The organism is Pseudomonas sp. R19M, assembly GCF_050312585.1.
In the GTDB taxonomy this organism is placed as follows: Bacteria; Pseudomonadota; Gammaproteobacteria; order Pseudomonadales; family Pseudomonadaceae; genus Aquipseudomonas; species Aquipseudomonas palleroniana.
This window is the reverse complement of record NZ_JBNPJV010000107.1, coordinates 1-11932: the sequence shown is the minus strand read 5'-3', so window position 1 is coordinate 11932 and position 11932 is coordinate 1. Positions and strand designations below refer to the sequence as shown.

Below are 11932 nucleotides of genomic sequence, written 5' to 3'. Positions count from 1 at the left end.
ATTACTCTTCACGGGCCGTAACCTCGGGGCTTGAAGGGGGACCACCATATTCGGGCTTGAGCCTGCCGTCGTCGGCCAACAACCAGGCGTCCATCACTTGGCGCACCACGGGCGCGGCAACGCCGGAACCGGACTCACCGTTTTCGACCATCACGGCCACCACGATTTTCGGGTCGTCCGCCGGGGCGAAACCGACAAACAAGGCGTGGTCACGGTGGCGTTCCTGAACCTTGGAGCGGTCGTATTTCTCGCCCTGCTTGATCGCGACCACCTGGGCCGTACCGCTCTTGCCGGCGATGCGGTATTGCGCGCCGATTGCCGCCTTGCGCGCCGTACCGCGGGCGCCGTGCATCACCTGCTGCATGCCGTGATTGACCTTGGTCCAATCGGACGAGTCGCGCAGCACGATGTCCGGGATCGGGTTTTCATCCACGGGCTTCTCGCCTTCGATGGTCTTGGCCAGGTGCGGGCGGTTCCAGATCCCTTTGTTGGCCACCAGCGCCGTCGCCTGGGCCAGTTGCAAAGGCGTGGCCTGCATATAACCCTGGCCGATGCCGAGGATCAGGGTTTCACCTGGGAACCAGGCCTGGCGACGGGTCGCACGCTTCCACTCCCGCGACGGCATCAGGCCGGGGGATTCTTCGAACATGTCCAGGGAGACTTTCTGACCGAGGCCGAACTTGCTCATATAGGCGGACAGGCGATCGATCCCCAGCTTGTGGGCCAGGTCGTAAAAATAAGTGTCGTTGGAACGCATGATCGCAGTGTCCAGGTCGACATAGCCGTCGCCGGTACGGTTCCAGTTACGGTATTTGTGATCGTAGTTGGGCAGCATGTAATAGCCGGGGTCGTACACACGGCTGGAGGCGGTCACCACGCCAGCATCCAGGCCGGCAATCGCCACGGCGGGCTTGATCGTCGAACCCGGCGGGTACAGGCCGCGCAGCACGCGGTTGAACAGCGGCCGGTCGATGGAGTCGCGCAGCTCGGCGTAGGCCTTGAAGCTGATCCCGGTGACAAACAGGTTCGGGTCGAAGCTCGGCTGGCTGACCATCGCGAGCACTTCGCCTGTCTTCGGGTCTAGCGCTACCACGGCGCCACGACGTCCACCCAGCGCCATCTCAGCCGCTTCCTGCAGCTTGATGTCCAGGCTCAACACAATGTCTTTGCCCGGCACCGGATCGGTACGCTTGAGCACCCGCAGCACCCGGCCGCGAGCGTTGGTCTCGACTTCTTCGTAACCGACCTGGCCGTGCAGCTCGGGCTCGTAGAAGCGCTCGATACCGGTTTTGCCGATATGGTGAGTGCCGCTGTAATTGACCGGGTCGAGGGTTTTCAGCTCTTTCTCGTTGATCCGCCCCATATAGCCTACGGAGTGGGCAAAGTGCGGCCCTTGCGGGTAATGCCGCACCAACTGCGCCACCACTTCCACACCCGGCAGGCGGAACTGGTTCACCGCGATCCGCGCGATCTGTTCTTCGGTCAGCTCAAACAGGATCGGCACCGGCTCGAATGGCCGACGCCCCTGTTTCATGCGCTTCTCGAAGATCGCCCGGTCTTCCGGCGTCAGTTGCAGCACCTCGACGATCACGTCGAGGACCTGCTGCCAGTCGCCGGAACGCTCGCGGGTCATGCTCAGGCTGAAGCTGGGTCGGTTGTCCGCCACCACCACGCCATTGCGGTCGAAAATCAGGCCACGGGTCGGCGGAATCGGCTGCACATGCACCCGGTTGTTCTCCGACAACGTGGAGTGATAGTCGTACTGGATCACCTGCAGGAAATACAGGCGCGCAATCAGCACACCCAGCAGGGCGACCACCAGAATCGCACCAAACACCACCCGCGAACGTACCAGACGTGCGTCTTTCTCGTGGTCCTTGATGCGGATCGGCTGGGTCATCGGGAGGGGCGCAGACTATTTGTGGTAAGGGTGCCCGGACAGCACTGTCCAGGCGCGATACAGCTGTTCACCGATCAGGATCCTTACCAACGGGTGCGGCAACGTCAGCGCCGACAGCGACCAGCGCTGGTCGGCCCGCGCACAGACTTCCGGGGCCAGCCCTTCGGGGCCGCCGACCATGAAGTTGACGGTGCGCGAGTCCAGGCGCCAGCGATCCAGCTCCACCGCCAACTGCTCGGTGCTCCAGGGTTTGCCGTGCACTTCGAGGGTGACGATGCGCTCGTTGGGGCCGACCTTGGCCAGCATGGCTTCGCCTTCCTGACGGATAAAGCGAGCCACGTCGGCATTCTTGCCCCGGGTATTGAGCGGTATTTCCACCAGTTCCAGCGACAGCTCAGCGGGCAGACGCTTGGCATACTCGTGCCAGCCTTCTTCCACCCACTTGGGCATGCGTGAACCGACAGCGATCAGACGCAGGCGCACAGCCGTTCCTTATTCCTGGTCTTTGTTGAGCTTGTCGAAGTGTGCGTGGCCCACTTCCGGGCTGTGGTGCTTGCCGTCAGCCGCGCGGCTCTGCTCGGCGCCTTTCCACAGACGCTCCAGGTCGTAGAACTGGCGGGCGTTGGACGTCATCATGTGAACGATCACGTCGTCCATGTCCAGCAGCACCCAGTCGCTGTCGCCCTTGCCTTCTTCACCCAGCGGCTTCACGCCCTGGGCTTTGACGGCTTCGCGGACCTTGTCCAGCATCGCGCCGATCTGGCGGTTCGAAGTACCGGTGGCGATGATCATGAAGTCGGTGATGCTTTGCTTGTCGCGTACGTCCAGCACCTGGATGTCCTGGGCCTTGACGTCTTCCAGGGCAGCCACGGCAACCTTTACCAGCTCTTCGCCGGCCAGCTCCGGGCCAACATGGGCTTCAACCGGCAACGGCGCGCTTTTGAAGGTGCCTTTGCGCTTAACTTTGCTTACGTCTTTGTTCGTCATATAAAACTCGTTTTGCTCGTATGTTCGGGCGCTTGCTGCACGACTGTGCGTGCGTTCAAGCGCGCCTTTTCAGTTCGACGCACGGTAAAGCCCGTGCGCATCGATGTAGGCCAGGACCGCGTCAGGCACCAGGAAACGTACCGACTTCCCGCTGGCCAGCAGTTGACGGATCTGGGTGGCGGACACCGCAAGCGGGGTCTGCCAGACGAATGCAATATTCCCGTTCGGCCCGGTCAGGGCCAAGGGGTCACTTACCGACCGCGCGGCCAGCAGGTTGCGCAAGGCATCCGGCGGTTCGCTGTCGGCATCCGGGCGTTGCAAAACCAGGATGTGGCAATGCTGGAGGAGTTCCTCCCAGCGATGCCAAGAGGGCAGGCCGCAAAATGCGTCCCAGCCCAAAAGCAGAAACAACTGGTCATCCGCGGCCAACTCGACGCGCATCAGCTCCAGGGTGTCAACAGTGTAGGACGGTTTATCGCGCTTGAGCTCACGGTCGTCCATCACCAGCGGCGCAATGCCCTCCACCGCCAGGCGCACCATTTCCAGGCGCTGCTGCGGTGACACCTGCGGCGTATCGCGATGCGGCGGCCGTGCGTTGGGCATCATGCGCAGCTCATCCAGCGCGAGGGCATCCGCGACTTCCAGCGCGCTGCGCAAATGGCCGATGTGCACGGGATCGAAGGTACCGCCGAGCAGCCCGATGCGTTTAGTCATCAAGTGCGCACATGACCGTCGCCGAACACCACGTATTTCTCGCTGGTCAGGCCTTCCAGGCCCACCGGACCACGAGCGTGCAGCTTGTCGGTGGAGATACCGATTTCCGCCCCCAGGCCATACTCGAAGCCGTCGGCAAAACGCGTCGAGGCGTTGATCATCACCGAAGCGGAGTCCACTTCGTTGAGGAAACGCCGGGCATCGCTGAAATGCTCGGAAACGATGGCGTCGGTGTGCTTGGAACCGTAGGTGTTGATGTGTTCGATAGCCTCGTCCAGATCGTCGACAATCTTGATCGACAGGATCGGCGCGGTGTACTCGGTGTACCAGTCCAGCTCGGTCGCTTCGATCACGTCCGCGCCCAGCAACGCACGGGTACGCACACAACCGCGCAGTTCCACGCCCTTGTCCCGGTAGATGGCAGCCAGCGGCGGCAGCACGCGCTCGGCAATGCCGGCGTGCACCAACAGGGTTTCCATGGTGTTGCACGGAGCGTAGCGGTGAGTCTTGGCGTTGTCGGCAATGCGGATGGCCTTGTCGATATCGGCGGCGACGTCGATGAACACGTGGCACACGCCGTCCAGGTGTTTGATCACCGGCACCTTGGCATCACGGCTGACACGCTCGATCAGGCTCTTGCCACCCCGTGGCACGATGACATCGACAAACTCCGGCATGGTGATCAGCGCACCTACGGCAGCGCGGTCGGTGGTTTCCACCACCTGCACCACTTCGGCCGGCAACTCGGCCACTGCCAGGCCCTGCTGAATGCACGCGGCAATGGCGCGGTTGGAATTGATCGCCTCGGAACCGCCGCGCAGGATGGTGGCATTCCCGGACTTGAGGCACAGGCTCGCGGCGTCGATGGTCACGTTCGGGCGCGACTCATAGATGATGCCGATCACGCCCAGGGGCACGCGCATCTTGCCGACCTGGATGCCGGACGGCAGGTAGCGCATATCGCGGATTTCACCGATGGGGTCAGGCAGCTTGGCCACCTGACGCAGGCCTTCGATCATGTCGTCGATACGCGCCGGGGTCAGCGCCAGGCGGTCCAGCAGGGCTGGCTCAAGGCCATTGGCGCGGCCGTTGGCCAGGTCCAGCTCGTTGGCGGCGGTCAGCTCGGAGCGCGAGGCGTCCAGAGCATCGGCGGCGGCCAACAGGGCGCGATTCTTCTGCGCGGTGCTCGCACGGGCGATCAATCGCGAGGCCTGACGGGCAGCGCGACCCAGGCGGGTCATGTAGTCAAGAACGGACTCAGTCATAGTCAGGGAGTCTTGGCAGGGAGGAAAGCGGCAGATTATAGCTGTGACGCCGCTCGACTGACAGCGGTGAGGGGCGGATGGTCGAAATGAACTGTAAAAATCCGAGGTTCAGCGGTAATTAAGGTGGGAGTTGTTATGATTCCGTCACATTTAGCCGTATTCCCCCCTACCGCCATGTCGATTTTTTTGCCCGAACACCCTGCCAGCGCGCTGCCCGACAGCTTTTTCGACCGCGACGCGCAAATGCTTGCGCGCGATTTACTCGGAAAAGTCATACGTCATCGCGTCGGCGATCTCTGGCTTTCAGCGCGAATTATTGAAACCGAAGCCTACTACGTGGCCGAAAAAGGCAGCCACGCCTCACTGGGCTACACAGAAAAGCGTAAGGCTTTGTTTCTGGATGGTGGTCATATCTATATGTATTACGCCCGCGGTGGCGATTCGCTGAACTTCAGCGCCAAGGGCCCCGGCAATGCCGTGCTGATCAAATCGGCCTATCCCTGGGTCGACGAAGTGTCCGGCCCGGCCAGCCTGGCGCAGATGCTGCTGAACAACCCGGACGCCAACGGCCACCCGCGCCCCTCGCACAAGCTGTGCGCCGGCCAGACCCTGCTGTGCAAAGCGCTGGGCCTGAAAGTGCCGATGTGGGACGCAAAACGTTTTGACCCGCAATCGCTCTACGTGGAAGACGTCGGCCAGGCGCCGACGCATATCCTCCAGACCACTCGCCTGGGCATACCCAGCGGGCGCGACGAACACCTGATGTACCGCTTTGTCGATGCCGGCTATGCCGCTTATTGCACGCGGAACCCGCTGCGCCGGGGCCAGGTCGAAGGCCGCGATTATTTTTTATTGTGAACAAGGCATGTGGGAGTGAGGATTTATGAGCCAATGGCTCGATAGCATTACCGGCTGGCTGACGCTGAACCCCGAATGGCTGGCGGTGGCGGTGTTTGTCGTCGCGTGCGTGGAGTGCCTGGCCATTGCCGGGCTGATCGTACCCGGCACGGTGTTGCTGTTTGCGATTGCCGCGCTGGCCGGCAGCGGCGCGCTGTCCTTGAGTGAAACCCTGTTGCTGGGTTTCCTCGGCGGCTTGCTGGGGGATGGGGTTTCCTACTACCTGGGCCGGCACTTCCATCAGAATATCCGGCGCCTGCCCGGCCTGCGTCACCATCCAGAATGGATGAACGGTGCCGAAACCTATTTCCACAAGTACGGCATCGCCAGTCTGTTGGTAGGACGGTTCATAGGCCCGTTGCGCCCCATGCTGCCGATGGTGGCCGGCATGTGCGACATGCCCTTCCCACGCTTCGCCGCCGTGAGCCTTGTGGCGGCGGCAGGTTGGTCGGTGGCCTATCTGTTGCCGGGCTGGGCGACGGGCGCAGCGTTCCGCTTGCCGCTGCCCGAAGGCTTCTGGCCCCAAGCCGGGGTGGTCGCCGCCTGTCTCGCGGTGCTGCTGGGGCTGAGCTTGAACGCCAGCTTGCGCGGCCATCGTCGTGCCACTTTGTGGATAGGCTGCGCCAGCCTGACGCTATTGGTTGCCTTGTTTATCGGCTACCCGCACCTCGACGCGTTCGATCAGGGCTTGAGCGCACTGGTGCAGGAACACCGCAGCCCGTGGCTGGACGAGGCCATGGTGATGATCACCCAGTTAGGCGAGTTCAAGAAGATGTTTGTCGCCAGCGCCGTGTTCACCGGCCTGCTGTTTTTGGCGCGGCAATGGCGCCATGCGCTGTTCGTCGGCGCGACCTTGGCCGGGGCGGCGGTGATCAACACGGGCACCAAGTTGTTTTTCGCTCGTGGCCGCCCTGAAATCCTCACCGACCCCTTGACCAGTTTCAGCATGCCCAGCGGGCACGCCTCAGGTTCATTTGCGTTCTTCCTCGCCCTGGCCGTGCTGGCCGGTCGCGGCCAACCCACACGCCTGCGCCTGACCTGGCTGCTGCTGGGCTGCATTCCCGCCGCATTCATCGCGCTGTCACGGGTTTACCTGGGCGCGCATTGGCCAACGGATATTCTGGCCGGCACGCTGCTGGCGATGAGTGTGTGTGCCTTGAGCCTGACCGCCAGCCAATACCGCAGCCCGCTGCCCGCCATGCCGCAAAAAACCTGGTGGTTGCTGTTGCCGGTGATCGTGGCGGTGCTGAGTGTCATTGCCTTCACCGGCACCTCCAGCGCCCTGCTGCGCTACGCCTACTGAGCGAAAAGTTCGCCCTGCAACTCGTCGAGCAACATCTGGATGGCATCCAATCGTTGTTGCGGATCGTCGAGTTGCAGCAGGTCGACCTTGTCCGCCTCGGTGAACGGCAGCAGATAAGCCAGTTGATTGCCCAGGGCCTGCTGGCCCTCGGCCTGGGTGCCCATGTCCAGCGAGGCAACCATCGGGTGTTCGGCCAGGGCCTGCAGCAGCGCCAGCAGGTCTGCATCCTCCTCTTCCAGCGGCTGGTCCGGCAGCTCTTCGAGCCATTGCACCTCGGCCACCAGCAACTGGTCCTTCTGCACACCGGCCTCCCGCACGCGAAAACGCCGCCCGCCTTCGACACGAATGCCTAACAGGCCGTTGTCCTGCTGCTTGAAGTCGCGGATCAACGCCTCACAGCCGATCAGCGCGTAACCGTCGGGCGCCTGGCCGACCTCCTTGCCATCGAGGATGCACACCACGCCGAAGCTTTCGCCCCGTTTCATGCAACGGCTGATCATGTCCAGGTAACGCGCCTCGAACAGCTGCAAATCGAGGGTGCAGCCTGGGAACAGCACGGTATTGAGCGGGAACAGCGCCAGACTCATAAAGGTTTCCTTAACCCCGGTTTAAACAATCACCGACACGGCCAACGGCAAGAAAACCGCCGTGGCCACGCCCATCAGACTCATGGCCAGCGCCGCAAAGGCGCCGCACTCTTCGCTTTCCTGCAAGGCCACTGAAGTGCCCACCGCGTGGGCGGTCATGCCCAGGGCCATGCCACGCGCTTCGGGGCTGCGCACGCCCAGTGCCGAGAGGTACGCCGGCCCGATCATCGCGCCGATCACCCCGGTGATCAGCACAAACACCGCCGCCAACGCCGCCACGCCGCCGATCTGCTCAGCCACCAGCATGGCGATCGGTGAAGTCACCGACTTGGGTGCCATGGTCATCAACATCATATGCTCGGCACCAAACCACCAGCCCAGCCACACGCACAGGCCGGTGGCCAATACCCCGCCTACCACCAGCGTAGTAAAAATCGGCCAGAACAATTGGCGAATCCGCCGCAAATTCAGATAAAGCGGTACAGCCAGGGCGACGGTCGCGGGGCCGAGCAGGATGCCCATGATCTCGGTGCTCTTGCGGTATTCGGTATAACTCAGGCCGCAGGTGAGCAGCACCGCGACCACCAGCAACATGGAGACCAGCACGGGTTGCAAGAAGATCCAACGGGTTTTCTCGAAACCGGCCAACACCAGTTGATAGGCGCCCAGGGTGATACCGATACCGAATAACGGATGATGAATCACCGCCGCCCACGCGCCCGCCCAGTCGAAGGTCATTGGTCCTTCTCCTTACGCTTGACCAGCTGTTGCATCAGCAGGCCGACAAAGCCCATGGCGATCACCAACGACACCACCAGCGCTCCGACGATGGCCCAGAAGTCGGCGGCAATGTCCTTGGCGTACACCATCACCCCCACCGCCGGCGGCACCAGCAGCAGCGGCAAGTAACGCAACAGGCTGCCGGCCGCCAGGCTCAGGGGCTCGCCGACTTCACCGCGCCAGATCAGGAACCCCAGCATCAGCAGCAAGCCAATGATCGGCCCCGGCAGCACCGGCAACAGCAAGTGGTTGATCGCCGTACCGATCAATTGAAACAGCACCAGCCAGGTCAGGCCACGTAACAGCATCCGCTCTCTCCCCCCTCAAGACTCGCCCGCATTATAAGCATGCCCGCCCTATGCTCCGGCATTCGCCGAAGGCATGGTGGGTTGACCGAGCTGATTGCCCATGATGATCTACCATGGATCTGGCCCCCTATAAAAAACCGATGAACCAAGGAGAGTCGCAATGCCCTATGTACCTGTAGCGCAGCTCAAAGATTATGTCGGCAAGGAACTGGGACGTTCCGAATGGCTCACCATCGACCAGGCGCGTATCAACCTGTTCGCCGAAGCCACCGGCGATCATCAGTTCATCCACGTCGATCCGGTCAAGGCCGCCCAGACACCGTTCGGCAGCACCATCGCCCACGGTTTCCTGTCGCTGTCGCTGATGCCCAAGCTGATGGAAGACATCCTGATCATGCCCGAGGGCCTGAAGATGGCGGTCAACTATGGCCTGGACAGCGTACGTTTCATCCAGCCGGTGAAAGTGAACTCCAAGGTCCGCCTGAACGTCACCCTCACCGACGTCACCGAGAAGAAACCTGGCCAATGGCTATTTAAAGCCACCGCCACCCTGGAAATCGAAGGCCAGGAAAAACCCGCTTACATCGCCGAGTCGCTGTCACTCTGCTTCGTGTAACGGCGTGCCTGTGGTGAGGTGATAAACCTTGCCACAGTGTATGTAAATTTATGTATGAACCTCGCAGCTGCGGCATACTCGGCGCTCAATTATCCGGATCCCGCTATGCGCCCACTTGCTCCCCTTGCCCTTGCCCTGTTGCTCACCGCTTGCGGAGACGGCGAATCGCTGTTGCCGCCCGATGCGCGCCTGCCCGATGGCGGCCGCTATCGTGGCGATGTGGTCGACGGTTTGTTGCAAGGCCAGGGCCGTGTGGACTACCCCAACGGCAGTTGGTACGCCGGCCATTTCGACAAGGGCCAGTGGCACGGCCAGGGCGAATGGCATGGCAGCAACGGCGAGGTCTATAAAGGCCAGTTCAAGCAAGGCTTGTTCGACGGTCAGGGCAGCCTGACCACCCCGGGCAGCAGCTACGTCGGCGGGTTCAAAAACGGTCGACGCAACGGCGAAGGCACCCTCAAAGAAGGGCAGATGACCTATCGCGGCGAGTTCCTCGATGACCAGTATTCCGGCCTCGGTCGCCTCGAGCTGGCTGATGGCAGCCAGTACCAAGGGCAGTTCGCCCACGGCAAACCCAATGGCGAAGGCCAGCGCAACGACGACAGCGGCAACCAGTTCAGCGGCCACTTCGTCGATGGCCAGCTCGAAGGCAATGGCACCTTCAACAGCGCCGACGGTGATATCTATGTCGGCCAGTTCAAGCAGAACCAGCTCAACGGCAAAGGCCGCTATGAAAACGCCGACGGCGACGTGTGGATCGGCCAGTTCAAGGAAGGCGCACTGAGCGGCAAGGGCGAACTGATCGGCATCGATGGCAGCCACTATGTGGGCCAGTTCAGCGAATGGCGCTTTACCGGCGAGGGTCGCCTGAACCTCACCGATGGCAGCTTCTATATCGGTGGTTTCGACAGCGACAACTATCAAGGCAAAGGCACCCTCGTCCTCACCGACGGCACGGTACAGGCCGGCACCTGGGTCAACGGCATGCGCGTGCGTGATGCCGACGGCAAGCTGCTGCCCGACCCGCTGGAAATCGGCGTGCTGGCCCAAGGCCGCTTGCTCGAGGCGGCCCTCGCGGCGGTGCCGCCCTCCACGCCCGCCGTCGAGCTCTACACCTTGGCCATCGCCGGCGATGGCAAGCAAAGCGTGTTCCTGCGCGAAGCCGACTACGTCAGCAATATGCTCGCCAGCCGCTTCGGTGCGCGAGGGCAGATTCGCCTGGTCAACCACCGCGACCATATCACCGACCGCCCGCTGGCCACTCGCGAGAGCCTGCGCCGCGCCGTGCAGACCCTGGCCGAACGCACCGGGCCGGAAGACCTGGTGTTCATTTACATGACCAGCCACGGCACCCACGAACATGAGTTCGTGCTGGACCAGCCGCGCATGGAACTGGCCGACCTGCCCGCCGACGAATTGGCCGCCGTGCTCGAGCCGCTGAAAAACCGTGACAAGATCATCGTGATCTCCGCCTGCTACTCCGGCGGCTTCATTCCGGCACTCAAAGATGAACGCACCTTGATCATGACCGCTTCGCGCGCTGATCGCGTGTCCTTCGGCTGCTCAGAAGAGGCAGACTTTACCTACTTTGGCGATGCCCTTTTCGTACAGGCTTTCAACCAGACCGACGATTTACAACACGCGTTCAAGCTGGCACAACTACACGTGGCCGAGCGCGAACAAGCTGACAACTTCGAAGCCTCGGAACCGCAGATGTGGGCCCCCAAAGGCGTGATTGCCCATTGGCAACTCTTACGTAAACAGCAGGCCCGAAAGGCGCTCGAAAGCGTCTCAATGAATAGCAAGGAAGCCAAAGGCAACTAAGCTGTAACGTGTAACAAGGGGGGAAACACCATGTACCTGACACCTCAACATATCCTGTTGGCCGGAGCTTCCGGGCTGACCGGCGAGCATCTGCTCGACCGCTTGCTCAACGAGCCTACGGTGACCCGCGTACTGGCGCCGAGCCGCAAACCCCTGGCCGAACACCCGCGCCTGGAGAACCCTGTAGGCGATCCCGCCGTGTTCCTGCCGCAACTGGGCGGCCAGGTGGATATCGCCTTCTGCTGCCTGGGCACCACCATCAAGCAAGCGGGCTCGGAAGCCGCCTTTCGCGCCGTTGACCTGGACATGGTGGTGGCCTTTGGCAAGCGCGCACGGGAATTGGGCGCGCGCCACTTGATCGTGATCAGCGCCATTGGCGCCGACCCGAAATCCTCGATTTTCTACAACCGGGTCAAAGGCGAAATGGAGCTGGCGTTGAAGGCACAGGATTGGCCGCAACTGACCATCGTGCGGCCTTCGCTATTGCTGGGGGAGCGCCTGGAACCGCGGCTGGCCGAACAATTGGCCGGGCCATTGTCGCGATTGATCCCGGGCAAATACCGCGGCATCGAAGTCTGTGAACTGGCCCGCGCCATGTGGCGTCTGGCGCTGGAAGAGCAGGATGGCGTGCGGGTGGTGGAGTCGGACGAGCTGCGCAAGCTCGGCAAATAACCCTTTTAAAGACCTGAAAACACAAAACCCTGTGGGAGGGGGCTTGCTCCCGATAGCGGCAGGTCAGTTACAGATAAGC

The 11932-nt window shown here is 62.1% G+C and carries 13 protein-coding genes; 5 read left to right on the top strand and 8 right to left on the bottom strand.

What is annotated here, in order from left to right; genetic code table 11:
- Position 1 precedes the first annotated feature (1 nt).
- The 5 genes from mrdA to ACQRBT_RS27220 all read right to left on the bottom strand — a co-directional run bounded on the left by mrdA (position 2) and on the right by ACQRBT_RS27220 (position 4866).
- Positions 2–1900 carry a penicillin-binding protein 2 gene (gene mrdA / locus ACQRBT_RS27240; protein WP_060754728.1) on the bottom strand — a complete coding sequence of 633 codons (1899 nt, stop codon included), beginning with the start codon at positions 1898–1900 and terminating at the stop codon, positions 2–4.
- 15 nt (positions 1901–1915) lie between these two features.
- Positions 1916–2383 carry a 23S rRNA (pseudouridine(1915)-N(3))-methyltransferase RlmH gene (gene rlmH / locus ACQRBT_RS27235; protein ID WP_003176297.1) on the bottom strand — a complete coding sequence of 156 codons (468 nt, stop codon included), beginning with the start codon at positions 2381–2383 and terminating at the stop codon, positions 1916–1918.
- Between the two features lie 9 nt (positions 2384–2392).
- Entirely contained in the window at positions 2393–2887 is a 495-nt protein-coding gene (gene rsfS, locus ACQRBT_RS27230; RefSeq protein WP_003176298.1) for a ribosome silencing factor, read from the bottom strand.
- A gap of 69 nt (positions 2888–2956) precedes the next feature.
- A complete protein-coding gene (nadD, locus tag ACQRBT_RS27225; protein WP_412047083.1) occupies positions 2957–3601 on the bottom strand; it encodes a nicotinate-nucleotide adenylyltransferase in 645 nt (214 codons plus the stop codon).
- Entirely contained in the window at positions 3601–4866 is a 1266-nt protein-coding gene (locus ACQRBT_RS27220) for a glutamate-5-semialdehyde dehydrogenase (RefSeq protein WP_104996065.1), read from the bottom strand. The genes nadD and ACQRBT_RS27220 overlap by 1 nt, the downstream gene beginning before the upstream one ends.
- A gap of 174 nt (positions 4867–5040) precedes the next feature.
- Between ACQRBT_RS27220 and ACQRBT_RS27215 the strand changes: the two genes are divergently transcribed.
- Both ACQRBT_RS27215 and ACQRBT_RS27210 read left to right on the top strand, forming a co-directional pair.
- Positions 5041–5724 (top strand): DNA-3-methyladenine glycosylase, encoded by a 684-nt coding sequence (locus ACQRBT_RS27215; protein WP_060754731.1) that lies wholly within the window; start codon positions 5041–5043, stop codon positions 5722–5724.
- A 25-nt stretch (positions 5725–5749) separates the two neighbouring features.
- A complete protein-coding gene (locus ACQRBT_RS27210) occupies positions 5750–7066 on the top strand; it encodes a bifunctional DedA family/phosphatase PAP2 family protein (protein WP_060754732.1) in 1317 nt (438 codons plus the stop codon).
- Here the strand turns inward: ACQRBT_RS27210 and ACQRBT_RS27205 are convergent.
- The 3 genes from ACQRBT_RS27205 to ACQRBT_RS27195 are packed head-to-tail and all read right to left on the bottom strand — an operon-like array spanning position 7060 to position 8741.
- Positions 7060–7653 (bottom strand): LON peptidase substrate-binding domain-containing protein, encoded by a 594-nt coding sequence (locus tag ACQRBT_RS27205; protein WP_060754733.1) that lies wholly within the window; start codon positions 7651–7653, stop codon positions 7060–7062. The genes ACQRBT_RS27210 and ACQRBT_RS27205 overlap by 7 nt on opposite strands.
- A gap of 21 nt (positions 7654–7674) precedes the next feature.
- A complete protein-coding gene (locus ACQRBT_RS27200) occupies positions 7675–8391 on the bottom strand; it encodes an LrgB family protein (protein ID WP_161548431.1) in 717 nt (238 codons plus the stop codon).
- On the bottom strand, positions 8388–8741 hold the full coding sequence (locus ACQRBT_RS27195; RefSeq protein ID WP_060754735.1) for a CidA/LrgA family protein: 354 nt from the start codon (positions 8739–8741) through the stop codon (positions 8388–8390). The genes ACQRBT_RS27200 and ACQRBT_RS27195 overlap by 4 nt, the downstream gene beginning before the upstream one ends.
- Before the next feature lie 160 nt (positions 8742–8901).
- Between ACQRBT_RS27195 and ACQRBT_RS27190 the strand changes: the two genes are divergently transcribed.
- From ACQRBT_RS27190 to ACQRBT_RS27180, 3 genes are all read left to right on the top strand, one after another.
- Entirely contained in the window at positions 8902–9357 is a 456-nt protein-coding gene (locus ACQRBT_RS27190) for a MaoC family dehydratase (RefSeq protein ID WP_003194496.1), read from the top strand.
- 105 nt (positions 9358–9462) lie between these two features.
- Positions 9463–11181 carry a C13 family peptidase gene (locus tag ACQRBT_RS27185; protein ID WP_060754737.1) on the top strand — a complete coding sequence of 573 codons (1719 nt, stop codon included), beginning with the start codon at positions 9463–9465 and terminating at the stop codon, positions 11179–11181.
- A 30-nt stretch (positions 11182–11211) separates the two neighbouring features.
- Positions 11212–11853 (top strand): oxidoreductase, encoded by a 642-nt coding sequence (locus ACQRBT_RS27180; RefSeq protein ID WP_412047084.1) that lies wholly within the window; start codon positions 11212–11214, stop codon positions 11851–11853.
- Positions 11854–11932 lie beyond the last annotated feature (79 nt).

Coding starts and splice junctions, on each gene's coding strand:
- ACQRBT_RS27220 (WP_104996065.1), bottom strand. CDS start 4,866: ATGACTGAGTCCGTTCTTGACTACATGACCCGCCTGGGTCGCGCTGCC.
- ACQRBT_RS27185 (WP_060754737.1), top strand. CDS start 9,463: ATGCGCCCACTTGCTCCCCTTGCCCTTGCCCTGTTGCTCACCGCTTGC.
- ACQRBT_RS27210 (WP_060754732.1), top strand. CDS start 5,750: ATGAGCCAATGGCTCGATAGCATTACCGGCTGGCTGACGCTGAACCCC.
- rsfS (WP_003176298.1), bottom strand. CDS start 2,887: ATGACGAACAAAGACGTAAGCAAAGTTAAGCGCAAAGGCACCTTCAAA.
- mrdA (WP_060754728.1), bottom strand. CDS start 1,900: ATGACCCAGCCGATCCGCATCAAGGACCACGAGAAAGACGCACGTCTG.
- ACQRBT_RS27190 (WP_003194496.1), top strand. CDS start 8,902: ATGCCCTATGTACCTGTAGCGCAGCTCAAAGATTATGTCGGCAAGGAA.
- ACQRBT_RS27215 (WP_060754731.1), top strand. CDS start 5,041: ATGTCGATTTTTTTGCCCGAACACCCTGCCAGCGCGCTGCCCGACAGC.
- ACQRBT_RS27205 (WP_060754733.1), bottom strand. CDS start 7,653: ATGAGTCTGGCGCTGTTCCCGCTCAATACCGTGCTGTTCCCAGGCTGC.
- ACQRBT_RS27195 (WP_060754735.1), bottom strand. CDS start 8,741: ATGCTGTTACGTGGCCTGACCTGGCTGGTGCTGTTTCAATTGATCGGT.
- nadD (WP_412047083.1), bottom strand. CDS start 3,601: ATGACTAAACGCATCGGGCTGCTCGGCGGTACCTTCGATCCCGTGCAC.
- ACQRBT_RS27200 (WP_161548431.1), bottom strand. CDS start 8,391: ATGACCTTCGACTGGGCGGGCGCGTGGGCGGCGGTGATTCATCATCCG.
- ACQRBT_RS27180 (WP_412047084.1), top strand. CDS start 11,212: ATGTACCTGACACCTCAACATATCCTGTTGGCCGGAGCTTCCGGGCTG.